Source organism: Bradyrhizobium barranii subsp. barranii, from assembly GCF_017565645.3.
Lineage (GTDB): Bacteria > Pseudomonadota > Alphaproteobacteria > Rhizobiales > Xanthobacteraceae > Bradyrhizobium > Bradyrhizobium barranii.
Map to the genome: position 1 here is coordinate 768,953 of NZ_CP086136.1, position 17,156 is coordinate 786,108.

Below are 17,156 nucleotides of genomic sequence, written 5' to 3' on the forward strand. Positions count from 1 at the left end.
GGGGTGCAGTCCGCTTGCGTAACCCACCGCGTCCCCGCCTCGCGCTCCGTGTCACTGCCGGTTGCGCATCCAGTCGGCAAGACCGGATATCGCCTTGTCGAGGTCTTGCCGCGCGGCAGCGTCGACGACCGTCTCCTCCAGCGCGCCGCGCATGCAAGTTAGCCACGCGTCGCGTTCGGCGTCGCCGATCGCAAAACCGATGTGTCGCTGCCGCAGCCGCGGATGGCCCTTCTCTACGGAATAGAGCTTTGGGCCGCCGGTCCATTCGGTGAGGTAGCGCTTCAGCACGTCCCTGATCAGTCCGAGGTCATCCGCGTGCATCGCACGGATCATTTTCGCCTCCGGCAGCGTGTCCATGCGCTCGTAGAAGCGGTCGACCAGAAGGTCGATCGTGCCGCTGCCGCCGATCCGCTCGAACATGGAGATTGCGACGTCGCTATCGGTCATTCATCGAGTCCTGGTGTGTGCTGTGTGGCCCTTCATATCGTTTCTGTTTGAGAAACGAAAAGGGACGCAAGGCACATCCGCGCGCGCAACTGCACTCCCTCCCCCCTTGCGGGGGAGGGCTGGGGAGAGGGGTAGCCCAGGAAATGGTGTTTGTTGCTGCGAAGAGAAGAAGAGGCTCCTGCGCGATCGATGGAGTCCCCGTGTGACACCCCTCTCCCTAACCCTCCCCCGCAAGGGGGGAGGGAACGCAGCGAGCGTGCCGTGAGAGATTGCCTTACAGCGCCACGCTGCGCAGGCCGAAACTCCGCGCTTCGTTCTGCAGCACCGGCCGCACCGCATCGATCAGCCTTGCAGCCGCCGCATCGACCGACAGCCCTGCCGTATCCACCACCGCCGTCGCGCGCGAATAAAGCGGTTCGCGGCTCAGCAGGATGTTGCGCAGCTCGGCCATCGCGGAGCGGTCGTCCGCCATCGGGCGCAGGTCGCCTTGGCGGCGCACGCGGGCCATGTGCTCCTCGGGCTCGGCCTTCAGCCAGATCGTGTAGAACGACGACAGGATCTGGTCGAAGGTCAACGGCTCCGACACGATGCCGCCGCCGGTTGCCAGCACCATCAGCTCGTTGCGCGCGAGCAGCTGTTGCAGCGCTGCCTGCTCCATGCGGCGAAAGCCTTCCTGGCCGTAGAGCGCGATGATCTCGGCGACCGAGAGCCCGTTCTGCTGCTCGACCTCCTTGTTGAGCTCCACAAAACTCCAGCCGACCTTCTTCGCCAGCATCCGCCCCAGCGTCGATTTGCCGGCGCCGCGCAGGCCGATCAGCGCGATGCCGCAGAACGGTGCGCGCCGCGGCGCCGACGCGCTGCCGCCGGCGAGAACGTCCTTGGCCTGAGCGATTTGCGCCGGCGTCGCCTTGCGCAGGAGATCGCGAAACATCTGCCAGTCCGGCGTCGGGTCGGCCGAGGGAAGCAGGTCTTCGAGATGCGCACCCATCGCGTCGGAGACGCGGCGCAGCAGCACGATGGAGACGTTGCCCTTGCCGCTCTCGAGCTGCGCGATGTAGCGCTCCGAAATCCCTGATACCTTGGCGAGCACCTTGCGCGACATGCCGCGCAGCGCGCGCATGGTGCGCACGCGCTGGCCGAGCTGTTCGAGAAATCGGGATTCGGCGTCGGGACTGTCGGTCATGGACTGCAGATCATGGGCCTTCTTGAGAGGGTGTCCTGCGGCGCGTTTTAATGAAACATAGTGCCTGCCAGCATTGACAGCAAGCCGCCGCGGTGTCTTTCTATGAATTATAATTCTAAATTCGGGGGAGAAGTCCGTGAGCGAGGGATCCTATAACGCGGTGACCTGGCTGCTCGACCGCAACGTCGAGGACGGCAGGGGAGGCAAGCTCGTCTTCGACGACACCGTCTCGCGGCTCACCTATGGCGAGCTCCAGCGTGAGACCCGGCGCGCCGCCAACATTCTGCGCCGGCTCGGGGTCCGCCGCGAGGAGCGCGTGGCGATGATCATGCTGGACACGGTCGATTTCCCGATCGTGTTTCTGGGCGCGATCCGCGCCGGCATCGTGCCAGTGCCGCTCAACACGCTGCTGACCGCGGACCAATACGCCTACATCCTCGCCGATTGCCGCGCGCGCGTACTGTTCGTCTCCGAAGCGCTCTATCCTGTTATCAAGGACGTCGTCGGCCGCATGCCGGATCTCGAGCACGTCGTGGTCTCTGGCGCCAAGCAGAACGGCCACAAGCAGCTCGCGGACGAGCTCGCTGATGAGAGCGACCAGTTCACCACCGCCACGACGCATCCGGACGAGCCGGCGTTCTGGCTCTATTCGTCGGGCTCGACCGGCATGCCCAAGGGCGTGCGCCATCTGCATTCGAACATGCAGGCGACCGCGGACACCTATGCGAGCCAGGTGCTCGGCATCCGCGAGAACGACGTCTGCCTCTCCGCGGCAAAGCTGTTCTTCGCTTATGGCCTCGGCAATGCGCTGACGTTTCCGATGTCGGTCGGCGCCACCGTGGTGCTGAACAGCGAGCGCCCGACGCCGGCGCGCATGTTCGACCTGATGAACAGGTACAATCCCTCGATCTTCTTCGGCGTGCCGACATTGTTCGCGGCGATGCTCAACGACGAGACGATGAAGGCCGAGCGCGGCGGCAAGTCGCTCCGCATCTGCACCTCGGCCGGCGAGGCGCTGCCGGAATCCGTTGGCAACAGCTGGAAGGCGCGCTTCGGCGTCGACATCCTCGACGGCGTCGGCTCGACTGAGCTCTTGCACATCTTCCTGTCGAACGCGCCCGGCGACATCAAATACGGCTCCTCCGGCAAGCCGGTGCCGGGCTATGCGGTGCGGCTCGTCAACGAGGCCGGCCAGGATGTCGCCGACGGCGAGGTCGGCGAGCTGCTGGTCGATGCGCCCTCGGCCGGCGAGGGCTACTGGAACCAGCGCCACAAGAGCCGCCGCACCTTTGAAGGTCCGTGGACCCGCACCGGCGACAAATATGTCAGGGATGGCGAAGGCCGCTACACCTTCTGCGGCCGCGCCGACGACATGTTCAAGGTCTCCGGCATCTGGGTCTCGCCGTTCGAGGTCGAGAGCGCGCTGATCACGCATCCCGCCGTGCTCGAAGCCGCCGTCGTGCCGGAAGCCGATCCGGAAGGCCTGCTGAAGCCGAAGGCCTTCGTCGTGCTGCGTCCGGGCGCGGCGACGGCGGACTTGCAGGAGATGCTGAAGGAGCACGTCAAGCAGAAGATCGGCCCGTGGAAATATCCGCGCTGGATCGACGTGGTGGAGTCGCTGCCGAAGACCGCGACGGGGAAGATCCAGCGGTTCAAATTGCGCGAGGGCGCGAATTGAGCGTGCAGGCGGCGGACTCGCTTGCTTACCCTCCCCTGGAGGGGTCCGAGACGAGCGAAGCTCGCTCGTGGGTCGCTTCGCATGGAGCGAAGCGCAATGCGGAGCGGGGTGGGGTGATCTCTCCACTCGGGCACCGCATCCGCCGAGAGACTGTCACCCCACCCCGTCTCACATCTCGCTGCGCTCGATGTGAGCCGACCCTCCCCCTCCAGGGGAGGGTGCAGACGGAGCGAACAGGAATACGACCATGACCAACCTCACCCCCACCGGCTTCCTGACCATCGGCAGCGCCAGCCTCGAATACAAATGGCTCGCGCCGCCATCGGCGGACGGTCCCACCATCGTCATGCTGCACGAAGGCCTCGGCTCGGTCGGTCTGTGGGGCGACTTCCCGGAAAAACTTCAGCAAGCCACCGGCGCCGGCATCTTCGTCTATTCGCGCGCGGGCTACGGCCAATCCAGCGCGGTGACGCTGCCGCGGCCGCTCGATTACATGCAGCGCGAGGCGCTGGATGTGCTGCCGAAGATCCTCGATGCGATTTCCTTCAAGCGCGGCCTCCTGCTCGGCCATTCCGACGGCGCCTCGATCGCGACGATCTATGCCGGCGCGCATCAGGATCACCGTCTGCAAGGCCTCCTGCTGATGGCGCCGCATTTCATCGTCGAGGATATCTCGGTGAAATCCATCGCAGCGATCAAGACGACCTTCGAGACCACCGACCTCAAGGCGAAGCTGGCGCGCTGGCACATGGATGTCGACAACGCCTTCTGTGGCTGGAACGGCGCCTGGCTCGATCCGAAGTTCCGCGACTGGGACATCTCGGAATACCTCGCCTACATCCGCGTTCCCATCCTGGTCGTGCAGGGCAAGGGCGACCAATATGGCACACTGCGACAGGTCGATATTGCGCAGGAAGAGTGTTATTGTCCGGTAGATTTGAAAATTATTTCAGACGCGGGACATTCCCCGCATCGTGAAGCGCCGGGGGCGACGCTTGACGCGATTGAGCAATTTGCAAGAGCGGCCCTGCGCGACGATCAGGGACTTCAGGGACGCGCCGCATGATCCTGCGGAGGCACATCCATGAATGTGCCTTCGGATGCGAGCGACCCGTTGCCGTGGCCGCGATGGGCCTATGTGCCGGGCGAGACCGACGGGGTCGACGCGGATTACGAGACGCTTGACCTGGCCAAGGCGCTGGTGCCCCCGGCGTTCAGGGGCTACGTGCCGGCGCGTCATCCGGCGCTGCGCTACGGGCTCGCGCTCAACGACCGCGGCTATTTCTGGGAATCGCAGGAGGTGCTGGAAGCGGTCTGGGCCGCAGCCCCGCAAGGCGGTCGTGAGCGCATTCTGCTGCGCGCCTGTTTGGCGACGCACAGGCAGAGTTGCGGGCGCTGAGCTCGCGCAAGACGGCCGCGGGCGGCGACGGCTTTGTCGAGAGCTTCCCCATTCCGGCGCTGACGGCTCTGCTCCAGGCCAAGCTGGGCCGTTCCGAACTCTCGAAGGCGGACTGGATCACCCTCGGCGCCATTGTGCGGTCTCAATGGGTCTCATGAAACAAAGTGCATGCGATGGCCGTTAAGGGCTAGACGCTTTCAAAAAGATGCATTATTGTGCATCTAACGCTACAGCCAAAACGCATAACCAAGCTCAAGGGTGGCCCATGGCCGGGGAAGATCGGCGCCTCGCAGGCGGCGCGACATTCATCGATTTCCAGACCGAACCGTCCCGCTACAAGCACTGGAAGCTCGCGGTCGATGGCGACGTCGCCACCCTGACCATGGACGTCGACGAGAATGGCGGCCTGTTCGAGGGCTATCTGCTCAAGCTCAACTCCTACGATCTCGGCGTCGACATCGAGCTGGCGGACGTCGTCCAGCGCCTGCGCTTCGAACACCCCGAGGTGAAGGTCGTGGTAATGCGCTCGGCCAAGAACCGCGTGTTCTGCGCCGGTGCCAACATCCGCATGCTTGCCGGCTCCACGCATGCCCACAAGGTGAACTTCTGCAAATTCACCAACGAGACCCGCAACGGTATGGAAGACTCTTCGGAGAATTCCGGCCAGCGCTTCATCACGGTGGTGAACGGCTCGGCCGCCGGCGGCGGCTATGAGCTGGCGCTCGCGACCGACCACATCATCCTCGCCGATGACGGCTCGTCGGCCGTTGCGCTGCCGGAAGTGCCGCTGCTCGCGGTGCTGCCGGGCACCGGCGGCCTCACCCGCGTCGTCGACAAGCGCAAGGTACGCCGCGACCACGCCGATTTCTTCTGCACCATCGAGGAAGGCGTGAAGGGCAAGCGTGCCGTGCAGTGGCGCCTCGTCGACGAGATCGCGCCGAACTCGAAGCTCGAGGCCAAGGTCGCCGAGCGCGCCAAGGAGTTCGCAGGCCAGTCGAAGCGCAAGGGCAGCGGCAAGGGTATTGCGCTGACACCGCTCAGGCGCGTCATCGACGAGACCAGCATCCGCTACGGTTTTGTCAGCGTCGACATCGATCGCACGGCGCGCATCGCCACCATCTCGATCAAGGCGCCGGAGACCGCGCCGCCGGCCGACATCGACGGCATGATGGCGCAGGGATCTTCGTTCTGGCCGCTCCAGGTCGCGCGCGAGCTCGACGACGCCATCCTGCATCTGCGCATCAACGAGCTCGAGATTGCGATGCTCGTCTTCAAGAGCCATGGCGACCGCGCCCATGTGCTGTCATCCGACGCCTTCCTCGAAGCCAACAAGGCGCACTGGCTGGTCAACGAAATCAGGCACTATTGGAAGCGCGTGCTGAAGCGCATCGACGTCACCTCGCGCACGCTGGTGACGCTGGTCGAGCCCGGCTCCTGCTTTGCCGGCACGCTCGCCGAGCTCGTCTTCGCCGCCGACCGCTCCTACATGCTGATCGGCACGCGCCAGGGCGACAACCGTCCGCCGCCGTCGATCGAATTGTCGGCCATGAACTTCGGTCCGTATCCGATGAGCCACGGCCTGACCCGGCTGGAATCGCGCTTCCAGGCCGATCCGTCCGACGTCGAGCGTGCGGAAGCCACCATGGGCACCGCGCTCGACGCCGAGCAGGCGGAAGAGCTCGGCCTCGTCACCTTCGCGCTCGACGACATCGACTGGGACGACGAGGTGCGCGTGTTCCTCGAGGAGCGCGCCAGCTTCTCGCCCGACAGCCTCACCGGCATGGAAGCGAGCCTGCGCTTCGTCGGCCCCGAGACGATGGAATCGAAGATCTTTTCGCGTCTGACCGCGTGGCAGAACTGGATCTTCCAGCGCCCGAACGCGGTCGGCGAGGAAGGCGCGCTGCGCCGCTACGGCAGCGGCCAGAAGCCGAAATTCGATATGACGAGAGTTTAGCGAGTAGGGAGTGGTGAATGGCGAATAGGGATTTCCATTCGCTACTCACCATTCGCCATTCGCAAGCTCACGGTTCGATGCCAATCGTTGAATGAATCAGTCCCCCACGGGAGGTCCACCATGAACATCATGAACGTCGACTACTCGACCAAGATTCCGAACAACGTGAATCTCGCCGAAGACCGCCAGGTGCTGAAGGCGCTGGAAGGCTGGCATCCCGGCTATATGGACTGGTGGAGCGACATGGGGCCGGAAGGCTTTCAGGAGTCGCTGGTGTATCTGCGCACCGCCTATTCCGTCGATCCGCGCGGCTGGGCCAAGTTCGATTATGTCCGCATGCCCGACTATCGCTGGGGCATCCTGCTTGCGCCGCAGGAGGAAAATCGCGTCGTTCCGTTCGGCGAGCATTTCGGCGAGCCTGCGTGGCAGGAAGTCCCGGGCGAGTATCGCGCCATGCTGCGCCGCCTGATCGTGATCCAGGGCGACACCGAGCCGGCTTCCGTCGAGCAGCAGCGCCACCTCGGCAAGACCGCGCCCTCGCTCTACGACATGCGCAATTTGTTCCAGGTCAATGTCGAGGAAGGCCGCCATCTCTGGGCGATGGTCTATCTGCTCCAGAAGTACTTTGGCCGCGACGGCCGCGAGGAAGCGGATGACTTGCTGCGCCGTCGCTCGGGCGATGCCGATGCGCCGCGCATGCTCGGTGCCTTCAACGAGGCGACGCCGGACTGGCTGTCCTTTTTCATGTTCACCTACTTCACCGACCGCGACGGCAAGATGCAGCTGCACTCGCTCGCGCAGTCGGGCTTCGATCCCTTGTCGCGCACCTGCCGTTTCATGCTGACGGAAGAAGCGCACCACATGTTCGTCGGCGAGACCGGCATCACCCGCGTCGTGCAGCGCACTTGTGACGCGATGCGCGAAGCCGGCATCACCGATCCCACCGACATCGCAAAGGTTCGCGCGCTCGGCGTGATCGACCTGCCGACGATCCAGAAGAAGTTGAACCTGCACTATACGCTGTCGCTCGACCTGTTCGGCTCGGAGGTCTCGACCAACGCTGCCAACGCCTTCAACACCGGCATCAAGGGCCGCTATCACGAGACCCAGATCGACGACGATCACCAGCTCAAGAACGCCACCTATCCGGTGCTCAAGTTCATCGACGGCGAGATCAAGCTGGTCGACGAGCCGGCGCTGACCGCGCTCAACATGCGCCTGCGCGACGATTACAGCCAGGACTGCGTCAAGGGCATGCTGCGCTGGAACAAGGTGATCTCGACCGCGGGCTATAACTTCCAGCTCAAACTGCCCAACGTCGCTTTCCATCGGCATATCGGCGAGTTCAAGGGCATCCATGCGACGCCGGATGGTCTTTTGATCGACGACGCCACCTGGGCGAAGCGCAAGGACGAATGGCTGCCCTCGACCGCCGATGGCGACTTCATCACCTCGCTGATGCAGCCCGTCACCGAGACCGGCAAGTTCGCATCCTGGATCTCGCCGCCGAAGGTCGGCATCGACAACAAGCCCGGCGATTTCGAGTATGTGAAGATCGAGTCGTAAGAGTCAGGGTTCGACCCTCGCACAACGCAAATGGTGTCATCACCCGCGAAAGCGGGTGATCCAGTATTCCAGAGGCGGCAGAGATAGATCGAGACGCTGCAGCGTACTGGATGCCCCGGTCAAGCCGGGGCATGACTGCGGAGTGTGACGCGCGCTCTGTGCTGAGACGCCCCGCCTACCCCGCGATCTCCAGCCCGGCATTGGCGTAGACCACGCCGCCGTCGACGGCGATGGTGTTGCCGACCACGTAATCGCCCGCGCGCGAGGCGAGATAGATTGCCACGCCGGCCATGTCCTCATCGGTTCCGATGCGCCGCGCCGGAATGCGCTTTGCGACCTCGTCCGCGTGGTCGCGCGCGGCGCGGTTCATGTCGGACTTGAACGCGCCCGGCGCGATCGCGGTGACGTTGATGTTGTCCTTGATCAGTTTCGTCGCCATGCGCCGCGTCAGATGGATCACGGCGGCCTTGCTGGCGGCGTAGGAATAGGTCTCGCTCGGATTGACGAAGATACCGTCGACCGAGGCGATGTTGATGACCTTGGCGGGCCGCTCATGCGAGGCCGCCGCGCGCAGCGGCTTTGCCAGCGCCTTGGTCAGGAAGAACAGCGACTTGACGTTGAGGTCCATCACCTTGTCCCAGCCGCTCTCCGGGAATTCGTCGAACTCCGCGCCCCAGGCCGCACCCGCATTGTTGACGAGGATGTCGAGCTTCGGCTCCAGCTTGATGATTTCGGCGGCCAACCTGTCGCAGCCTTCGATGGTCGAGATATCGATCGGCAGCGCGATGCATTCGCCGCCATATTGGGCGGAGAGCTCTTTCGCCGTCGCCTCGCACGGTCCGGCCTTGCGCGCGGTGATGTAGACCTTCGCCGCGCCTTGCGCGAGGAAGCCCGCCGCGATCATCTTGCCGATGCCGCGCGAGCCGCCGGTCACGAGCGCGACGCGGCCTTTGAGCGAGAACAGATCGTTGAACATGGTGCCTCCCTTGGTTGACGCCGTTTTGAGCGCGGCGGAGAGGGGAGTCAAGGAAGGCGCGAGTGTGGTGCGGCTGCGGTCCAACTCACTCGGTGTCGTCCCGGCGAACGCCGGGACCCATAACCACAGGGAGTAGTTTGGCGACGACTCGTCGTTCGGTACTTCTACCAAATGTAATCGATGGATTCCGCGGTATGGGTCCCGGCGTTCGCCGGGACGACAGCGTGGCTACGCCGCCGCAATCCGGCGAAAGCCGTTCCACATCGCGGTCGCGGCGCCCGAGGTCAGCACCGGCAAAATTCGCGCGTCCTGGTAATTGCCGTTGAGCGAGACGCGCGGCAGCGCGGTCATGTGGCCGGCGTTCTCGGCGAACAGCATGCCGGGCCGGGTCGTCACCGCGGTCTTGAAGCCGGCCGATGCAGCGAGTGTGAATTCGCGCTCGCCCGCCGCTTCGCGGTCGCCATAGGGGTAGGCGAAGTGCAGCACGGTACGGCCGAGCGCCTGCTCGATCCGCGCGCGGCTTACCGCCATCTCCTGTGCGGCGATCCCCTCGCTCTGCCTGGCGAGATTGCAATGGCTGATGGTGTGCGCGCCGATCGTGACCAGCGGATCGGCGGCAAATGCCTTCACCTCGTCCCAGGACAGGCACAGGCTGCGGCACAGCGCGGCCATGTCGACGTCGTATCTGGCGCAGAGCGCCTCGATCTCGCGCTTGAGATCATGTTCGCCCGGCAGCGCGCGCAGCCAATCGTGCAGGCGGTCGAACGCCATTTGTTTTGCGGCAGGGGTCGTTGCGTCCAGCCGCAGCGCGGAATTTCCGATCTGGATGTCGATCTGTTCGGCCTTGGCGATCACGGTTTCCAGCGCGGTCCACCACAGGCGTCCGGTGCCCTCGGCAAATTCGCTCGCGACATAGACGGCCAAGGGCGCGTCAAATTCGCGCAGAACCGGCAGCGCGAATTCGAGATTGTCGCGGTAACCGTCGTCGAGGGTGAAGGCGGCAAAGGGGCGGGTGAACCGGCCCTGCACCAGCCGCTCATGCAGCTCGTCCATGCTGACGATGTCGATCCCGCGCGAGTGCAAATGGCTCAGCGTGGCGCGCAGGAAATCGGGGGTGACTTCGAGGTGCCGGTTCGGCTGGAACGCGGCCTCGCGGGCCGGCCGCACATGGTGCAGCATGAAAATGGCGCCGACGCCCGACAAGAGCGGGCGCAACAGGTGGTGCGCCCCGCTGAAATAGAGTGCCCCCAGCCCGGCGCGGATGACGTTGTTTCGGAGTTGTTTCATGACCGGCTGGCGAACTCTGGCATTCCACTTTCAACTTACGGAAGAACCCTTGAAGAAAAAGTTATTCCAATTGTCGACGCATGGCCTTCGGAAGGGCATCATTTCCGGTTTGACAGCCCGCCAAGGGTTTGTTTTGTCTCCGGTTCCAGAGTTCGGGTCGTTGAATGCAGAAGCTTTTCAGGTGGGCCAGCAAATGGTGGCCAGGGCTGATCCCCCTGGCCGTCATGTGGGGATTTGCGGCCTGGAATAATACCTTGCCGGTCGAGGCGGACCTGTCCGCCCGCAGCTCGGCGGCGCTCAAGGAGACCGTTCTGGACAAGACCCGGATCGCGGTGGACGGCCGGGACGTCGGCCTGGCCGCGGACGCCTTTTCCGAGGAGGGGCGCCGCGATGCCGTGATGGCGGTCGAGCTCGTTCCGGGCGTGCGCCTGGTCGACGACCGGACCCGCCTTGTTCCCGAAGCAACGCCCTTCGTCTGGAATGCCGAGCGTGACGTAGTGCGGGTGACGCTGTCCGGCTCCGCGCCCCTGCCGTCGATGAAGGCGCGCCTGACCGAGGCCGCGCGCAAGGAGGTCAACGGGACCGAGGTCGCCGATCAAATGGGCCTCGCACGCGGCGCGCCGCCGCGGTTCGAGGCCGCCGCGATGCTGCTGCTCGACCAGATCGGCAAGCTCAAGGACGGCAAGATCACGATCACGGACACCAAGGTCAATCTGTCGGGCATGGCGCGCGAGCTCGGCGGCCGTGAGGCGATCGCGGCCGCGCTCAAGAACCTGCCCGAGGGCTTTTCGGTCGCCGCCAACGATGTCAAGGCGCCGCCCTACATCTTCCAGGCCTACAAGGACCCGGTTGCCGCGACGGTGACGCTGACCGGCTACGTGCCTGACAACAACGTGCACGCGGCCATTGCAACGAGTGCCTCGCGAAAGTTCTTCACCGAAAAGGTCGTCGACAATCTCAAGGCCAGCGTCGGCGCACCCGGCTCCTTCAATACTGCCGTGGTCGCAGCGCTCGGCGGGCTGTCGCGGCTGTCGACCGGTACGCTCGTGGTGTCCGATCGCGAGGTGAAGCTGTCGGGCGACGCGCTCTATGAAGGGGCCGCCAACGACATCCGCGCAGGCCTCGGCAAGGACTTCCCGAAGAACTGGCAGTACAAGCCGGAGATTACGGTGAAGCCTGCCGCGGGCCCGGTCGACGGCACGGTCTGCCAGCAATTGTTCACGGAGCTCCTGAACAAGGGCAAGATCCGCTTCGCAACGAAACGCGCCGACATCGACCCGGATTCCGCCGGCATTCTCGACCACCTGATCGAGACGGCGCTGCGCTGCCCCACCACCAATATCGAGGTGGCCGGGCACACCGATGCCGACGGTGAGGACTCCTTCAATCAGGCTCTCTCGGAGAAGCGCGCGCAGGCCGTGATCGACTATCTGGTCAAGGCCGGGCTGCCGGCCACCCGCTTCACCCCGGTCGGCTATGGCGCCACGCAGCCCCTCGCCGGAAATGACACCGACGAAGGCAAGGCGCAGAACCGCCGCATCGAATTTCTGGTGAGGTGATGATGCCCTATCTCGTCTCGTTCCATCTGGGCTGGCTGATCGGCTCGCTGCTGCTGGGCTTTTGCATGGGCTGGATCTCGGTGGTCCAGCGCGGCAACGGCACCTCGAAGGTGACCGCGCGCTGGCTCGCCGTGCTTGCCGCCGCCTTGGTCGCAGCCTCGTTCGCGCATGTGGTGCCCGGCCGCTTCGGCTATTGGCTCGATCTCGGGCTGGTCATGTTCGCCTGCTACCTCGTCGGCTGCACCATCGGCGCCTGGCTGCGCGACAGGGTGGTCTCGCGGAGCCAGCCGGCGGCTTAGATCTTCAGGTTCGCTCGGAGGGCGAGCCTCTATCCAACATTGCAATAACGGCTTGATCGGCAAGCAAATTGCCGAACGATTGGAATGTGTTTGACATTAATACGTACGTACGTATTGTTTTCCTTATGCCAAAGCCCTCACTCAAAGACGCCATCCTCGATGCCGGCCTGAAGGTCATGTTCAGGACCGGCTATCACGGCACCAGCGTGCGCGACGTCACCGCTGCGGCAGGCGCGCCGCAGGGGTCCTTCACCAACCATTTTCGCTCCAAAGAGGTGTTCGCCTCCGAGGTGCTCGACCGCTACTTCGACACCACGAGGGGACTGGTCGCGGAGGCGCTCGACGACACCTCGCTGACGCCGCGCGCGCGGCTGCGCCGCTATCTCGACATCATCACCGGCCGGCTGGAGGCCGACGGCTATGGCCGCGGCTGCCTGATCGGTGATCTCAGCCTGGAGGCATCAGCCAGCAGCGAAATGCTGCGCGCGCGTCTCGCCGAAATCTTCGCCGAATGGCGCACGCCGTTCGCCGCCTGCATCAGGGACGCCCAGACGTGCCGCGAGATCGCATCCGATTTCGAGCCCGAAGAGCTTGCCGATTTCCTGCTCGCGTCCTGGCAGGGCGCGATCCTGCGCATGAAGGTCGACTGCAATCCCAACGCCCTCGAACGTTTCAAGACCATCGCCTTTCAAACCGTCTTCAGGGAGCTGACATGAGCAAGCCAACTGAAATCGAGACTCTCAAAGCGTCCGTGCTGGGAAGCACGATGGCCTATCGCGAGGCGGGAGATCGCGATGCGCCCGCAGCCCTGTTCCTGCACGGCAACCCGACGTCGTCGCATATCTGGCGCAACATCCTGCCGCTTGTATCGCCGGTCGCACATTGCATCGCGCCCGATCTCGTCGGCTTCGGCCAGTCCGGCAAGCCCGACATAGGCTATCGCTTCGTCGACCACGTCCGCTATCTCGATGCATTCATCGAACAGCGCGGCATCAAATCGGCCTATCTCGTCGCGCAGGACTGGGGCACCGCGCTCGCGTTCCATCTCGCCGCGCGCCGGCCGGATTTCGTGCGCGGCCTCGCCTTCATGGAGTTCATCCGCCCGATGCCGACCTGGCAGGACTTTCACCACACCGAGGTCGCGGAGGAGCAGGACCACGCCGAGGCGGCGAGGGCGGCGTTCCGCAAATTCAGGACGCCGGGCGAGGGCGAAGCGATGATCCTCGAGGCGAATGCGTTCGTCGAACGCGTGCTGCCCGGTGGCATCGTGCGCGAGCTCAGCGACGACGAGATGGCGCCCTATCGCGCGCCATTCCCGACGCCGGAGAGTCGGCGCCCCGTTCTCGCCTTCCCCCGCGAACTGCCGATCGCAGGCGAGCCCGCCGACGTCTACGAGATGCTCCAATCCGCGCATGCGGCGCTGGCTGCATCGTCCTATCCGAAGCTGTTGTTCTCGGGCACGCCCGGCGCGCTCGTCGCGCCCGAATTCGCCGAGCGGTTCGCAGCCTCGCTGAAGCACTGCACATTGGTCCACCTCGGACCCGGGCTGCACTTTCTCCAGGAGGATCACCCCGAGGCGATCGGCCGCTCCATCGCCGGCTGGATCGCCGGCATTGAAGCCGTGCGCCAGCAGCGCGCTGCCTGAAGGCGGGCGAGATGGCTGATGTGACCATCATCTATTGCCGTCCCTGCGGCTACGAGAAGCGCGCCAAGGACGCCGCTGCTGCGCTGCGGCAGCATTTGGCGCTGGAGACGGCTCTCGTGCCCGCCAAGGGTGGGATCTTCCAGGTCAAGGTCGGCGACAGCATCGCCGCCAGCCGCAGCAAGGGCCACTTTCCCGGTACCGACGAAATCGTGGCCGCCGTCACTTCCGCGTGGCACTGATCCGGGGCGGATTCCGATCGCTTCCTGAGGCCGCCACCGTCGCCGCGGCCTTTCGGCCCACCTGAAATCCCTGAACAACAGCGCCGGCCACCCCCTCTTTCGCCAGGCGGGGGCGGCCCATAGATTGACGTCGGCTTAAGTCGTGACGGAACATTGTGCGGTCGAAATCATCAAAACTTCATGGCGCCTGCGCAGGATTGCCATGGAGATTCGCGTCAGTCTTGCCGCCGAAAGCGCCAATCCGTGCATCAGGAGCCCGCAACCCTGCCTAAAATATTGAAGGCACGAGTTTTTGTTCGAATTGCTGAATTCCACTCCGCCCCAAAACGCGCTAGTGGAAGGGCATGGGGCATGCGCGATGCCGGAGCCGGCGGCAAGGGTTCGTTGAATGCCTGTGCGTCGTCCGCCTGTCCGCCGGCCACCCCGGCCGCTGAAGCGTTGTTCGAGGTCTAGATGCTGGAAGCCATACGCAGGGCGATGACGTTTCTGCGCCAGAAGCAAGTCCTGCATAAGCTTGGAGTTGTGATCAGCGTCGCGGTCATCGGCATCGCTTGCTATGTGCTCTACCACATGCTGCGGGGCATCGACGTCAACGAGGTCCTCGAAGCGATCAAGAGCACCGAGCCGAGCCAGATCGCGATGGCGGCGCTGTTCGTGGCCGCGGGCTATTTCACCCTGACCTTCTACGATCTGTTCGCCGTGCGCGCGATCGGTCACACCCATGTGCCCTACCGCATCAATGCGCTCGCCGCCTTCACCAGCTATTCGATCGGCCACAATGTCGGCGCCAGCGTCTTCACCGGCGGCGCGGTGCGCTACCGCATCTATTCGGCCTATGGCCTGAACGCGATCGACGTCGCAAAGATCTGCTTTCTCGCCGGCCTGACCTTCTGGCTCGGCAATGCCGCCGTGCTCGGCCTCGGCATCTCCTACCATCCGGAAGCCGCGGCCTCGATCGACCAGCTTCCGCCCTGGCTGAACCGGATGCTGGCGATGATGATCATCGCGGGGCTGGTCGCCTATGTGGTCTGGGTCTGGACCCAGCCGCGGGTGGTCGGCCGCGGGCCATGGACCGTGGTGCTGCCGGGCGGCCCGCTGACGCTGCTCCAGATCGCCATCGGCATCATCGATCTCGGCTTCTGTGCGCTCGCGATGTACGTGCTGGTCCCGGACGAGCCCAATCTCGGCTTCGTCGTGGTGGCGGTGATCTTCGTCTCGGCGACGTTGCTCGGTTTCGCCAGCCACTCGCCGGGAGGACTCGGCGTGTTCGATGCCGCCATGCTGGTCGGCCTCTGGCAGATGGACCGCGAGGAACTGCTGGGTGGCATGCTCCTGTTCCGCGTCCTCTATTATCTCTCCCCCTTCGTCATATCTGTAATCTTGCTGACGTTTCGCGAGGTTATAATCGGCGCTCGATCGAAGCGCTTGCAGCAGGCGGCGCTCAAGCTCGACCCCGGCCCGGCGCGTGAAGCCGCCTATGTGAGAGAGCGCAGCGACACCGGCGCCTGACCGGCGCATCCCCTTAGGAGAAGCCCGCCCCGATGGCGATCGACGCCCCATCTTCTCCCTCCGCGCAGCCCTGGTCCGACCGGCTGCGGCATTCGACCGTCATCCTGATCGCCGCGGCGCTGGCGCTGTCGGTGGTGGTCTCGCTCGGCGAATTGTCGGTGATGCGGGCGGCGACCGTGTTCCTCTGCATCGCGGCCGCGGCGCTGATCCCCTGGCGGCTGCACGACAACGCCGCCTCGCGCGACGACACCCGCCGCGTCAACCCGGTCGAGAGCGCGGCGGTGGCCGCGGTCGTCGCCGGCATGCCGGATCCGGCGGTGCTGCTCGACCGCGCCGGGCGTGTCATCCATCTCAATGCCGCCGCCGCCCAGCTGGCGCCGGCGCTGCGCAAGAACGAGCTCGCCCAGTTCGCGCTGCGCTCGCCGGAGATCATCACGGCGCTGCGGGAGTCCATTGCGACCACTGAGCCGCGGCGCACGACCTATCTCGACCATGTGCCGGTCGACCGCTGGATGGAGCTGACCATCACGCCGGTGCCGGTGCCGACCTCCTTCGGCGGCGCCGACAAATGCATGCTGATGACCTTCCACGACCAGACGCCGCTGCGCCGGGTCGAGGAGATGCGCGCAGACTTCGTCGCCAATGCCAGCCACGAGCTGCGCACGCCGCTCGCCGCGCTGTCAGGCTTCATCGACACGCTCCAGGGCCAGGCCAAGGACGATCCCAAGGCACGCGAGCGGTTCCTCGGCATCATGCACAATCAGGCGACCCGGATGGCGCGCCTGATCGACGATCTGCTCTCGCTGTCGCGGGTCGAGCTGTCGGCCCATGTGCGGCCCGACACCCTGGTCGACCTGCTGCCGATCATCTTCCAGGTCGCCGACGGGCTCGAGCCGCTGGCGCGGGAGCGCCAGGTCGAGGTCGAGACCCATCTGCCTGAGACCCCGGTGATGATTGCGGGCGACCGCGAGGAATTGCTCCGCCTGTTCGAGAACCTGATCGAGAACGCCCTCAAATACGGGGCGTCGGGCGGACGTGTCATCGTGTCGCTGGCCGCCGCGGCAGCCACTGATGGAGCTCAGGAAATCCGGGTCCTGGTCCGCGATTTCGGACCCGGCATCGCGCCCGAGCATCTGCCGCGACTGACCGAGCGGTTCTACCGGGTCGACGTCGGCGACAGCCGCTCGCAGGGCGGGACGGGGCTCGGATTATCGCTGGTGAAACATATTCTTAACCGCCATCGCGGCCGGCTTTTGATCGAGAGCGTGCCCAAGCAGGGCGCCGTTTTCACGGCCTGTTTTCCCCAGGCGAAGACCGCGGCTCCAACCTGATATTCAAGCGATTTCAATCGCTTGGCCGTGTCATCCAGCTGTCACGAAACCTTCGTAAAAGCACAGCCGACCGCTCCTAAAGGG

Annotated in this window: 17 protein-coding genes; 13 read left to right on the forward strand and 4 right to left on the reverse strand. The window is 64.8% G+C overall.

The window, feature by feature from the left end:
* Positions 1–51: 51 nt before the first annotated feature.
* On the reverse strand, positions 52–447 hold the full coding sequence (locus J4G43_RS03755) for a group II truncated hemoglobin (protein ID WP_208084036.1): 396 nt from the start codon (positions 445–447) through the stop codon (positions 52–54).
* Positions 448–721: 274 nt separating this feature from the next.
* Complete coding sequence (locus tag J4G43_RS03760; RefSeq protein ID WP_028148043.1) at positions 722–1,630, reverse strand: helix-turn-helix transcriptional regulator; 909 nt, start codon at positions 1,628–1,630, stop codon at positions 722–724.
* A 136-nt stretch (positions 1,631–1,766) separates the two neighbouring features.
* Between J4G43_RS03760 and J4G43_RS03765 the strand changes: the two genes are divergently transcribed.
* The 6 genes from J4G43_RS03765 to boxB all read left to right on the forward strand — a co-directional run bounded on the left by J4G43_RS03765 (position 1,767) and on the right by boxB (position 8,227).
* Positions 1,767–3,308 carry a benzoate-CoA ligase family protein gene (locus J4G43_RS03765; RefSeq protein ID WP_208084037.1) on the forward strand — a complete coding sequence of 514 codons (1,542 nt, stop codon included), beginning with the start codon at positions 1,767–1,769 and terminating at the stop codon, positions 3,306–3,308.
* A 247-nt stretch (positions 3,309–3,555) separates the two neighbouring features.
* Entirely contained in the window at positions 3,556–4,374 is an 819-nt protein-coding gene (locus tag J4G43_RS03770) for an alpha/beta fold hydrolase (RefSeq protein WP_208084038.1), read from the forward strand.
* 18 nt (positions 4,375–4,392) lie between these two features.
* Positions 4,393–4,707, forward strand: a complete 315-nt coding sequence (locus J4G43_RS03775; RefSeq protein WP_225004603.1) for a DUF309 domain-containing protein — start codon at positions 4,393–4,395, stop codon at positions 4,705–4,707.
* The gene (locus tag J4G43_RS03780) at positions 4,695–4,865 is read left to right on the forward strand and encodes a hypothetical protein (RefSeq protein ID WP_225004606.1); all 171 of its coding nucleotides are present in this window, start codon (positions 4,695–4,697) and stop codon (positions 4,863–4,865) included. The genes J4G43_RS03775 and J4G43_RS03780 overlap by 13 nt, the downstream gene beginning before the upstream one ends.
* A gap of 107 nt (positions 4,866–4,972) precedes the next feature.
* Complete coding sequence (boxC, locus tag J4G43_RS03785) at positions 4,973–6,661, forward strand: 2,3-epoxybenzoyl-CoA dihydrolase (RefSeq protein WP_208084039.1); 1,689 nt, start codon at positions 4,973–4,975, stop codon at positions 6,659–6,661.
* Between the two features lie 129 nt (positions 6,662–6,790).
* Positions 6,791–8,227 carry a benzoyl-CoA 2,3-epoxidase subunit BoxB gene (gene boxB / locus J4G43_RS03790; protein WP_208089238.1) on the forward strand — a complete coding sequence of 479 codons (1,437 nt, stop codon included), beginning with the start codon at positions 6,791–6,793 and terminating at the stop codon, positions 8,225–8,227.
* A 175-nt stretch (positions 8,228–8,402) separates the two neighbouring features.
* Here the strand turns inward: boxB and J4G43_RS03795 are convergent, their stop codons facing one another.
* Positions 8,403–9,203 (reverse strand): SDR family oxidoreductase, encoded by an 801-nt coding sequence (locus J4G43_RS03795; RefSeq protein ID WP_208084040.1) that lies wholly within the window; start codon positions 9,201–9,203, stop codon positions 8,403–8,405.
* Positions 9,204–9,431: 228 nt separating this feature from the next.
* A complete protein-coding gene (locus J4G43_RS03800) occupies positions 9,432–10,490 on the reverse strand; it encodes a polysaccharide deacetylase family protein (RefSeq protein ID WP_208084041.1) in 1,059 nt (352 codons plus the stop codon).
* Between the two features lie 164 nt (positions 10,491–10,654).
* Here J4G43_RS03800 and J4G43_RS03805 point away from each other — a divergent pair, with 164 nt between their 5' ends.
* From J4G43_RS03805 to J4G43_RS03835, 7 genes are all read left to right on the forward strand, one after another.
* Complete coding sequence (locus J4G43_RS03805) at positions 10,655–12,049, forward strand: OmpA family protein (RefSeq protein WP_208084042.1); 1,395 nt, start codon at positions 10,655–10,657, stop codon at positions 12,047–12,049.
* A gap of 2 nt (positions 12,050–12,051) precedes the next feature.
* Positions 12,052–12,348, forward strand: a complete 297-nt coding sequence (locus J4G43_RS03810) for a hypothetical protein (RefSeq protein WP_063979886.1) — start codon at positions 12,052–12,054, stop codon at positions 12,346–12,348.
* A 125-nt stretch (positions 12,349–12,473) separates the two neighbouring features.
* The gene (locus J4G43_RS03815) at positions 12,474–13,064 is read left to right on the forward strand and encodes a TetR/AcrR family transcriptional regulator (RefSeq protein ID WP_208084043.1); all 591 of its coding nucleotides are present in this window, start codon (positions 12,474–12,476) and stop codon (positions 13,062–13,064) included.
* Entirely contained in the window at positions 13,061–13,993 is a 933-nt protein-coding gene (locus J4G43_RS03820) for a haloalkane dehalogenase (RefSeq protein ID WP_208084044.1), read from the forward strand. Before J4G43_RS03815 ends, J4G43_RS03820 begins: the two co-directional genes overlap by 4 nt.
* A gap of 11 nt (positions 13,994–14,004) precedes the next feature.
* On the forward strand, positions 14,005–14,232 hold the full coding sequence (locus J4G43_RS03825) for an Rdx family protein (RefSeq protein WP_208084045.1): 228 nt from the start codon (positions 14,005–14,007) through the stop codon (positions 14,230–14,232).
* 453 nt (positions 14,233–14,685) lie between these two features.
* A complete protein-coding gene (locus J4G43_RS03830; RefSeq protein WP_208084046.1) occupies positions 14,686–15,741 on the forward strand; it encodes a lysylphosphatidylglycerol synthase domain-containing protein in 1,056 nt (351 codons plus the stop codon).
* A 32-nt stretch (positions 15,742–15,773) separates the two neighbouring features.
* The gene (locus J4G43_RS03835) at positions 15,774–17,072 is read left to right on the forward strand and encodes an ATP-binding protein (RefSeq protein ID WP_208084047.1); all 1,299 of its coding nucleotides are present in this window, start codon (positions 15,774–15,776) and stop codon (positions 17,070–17,072) included.
* Positions 17,073–17,156 lie beyond the last annotated feature (84 nt).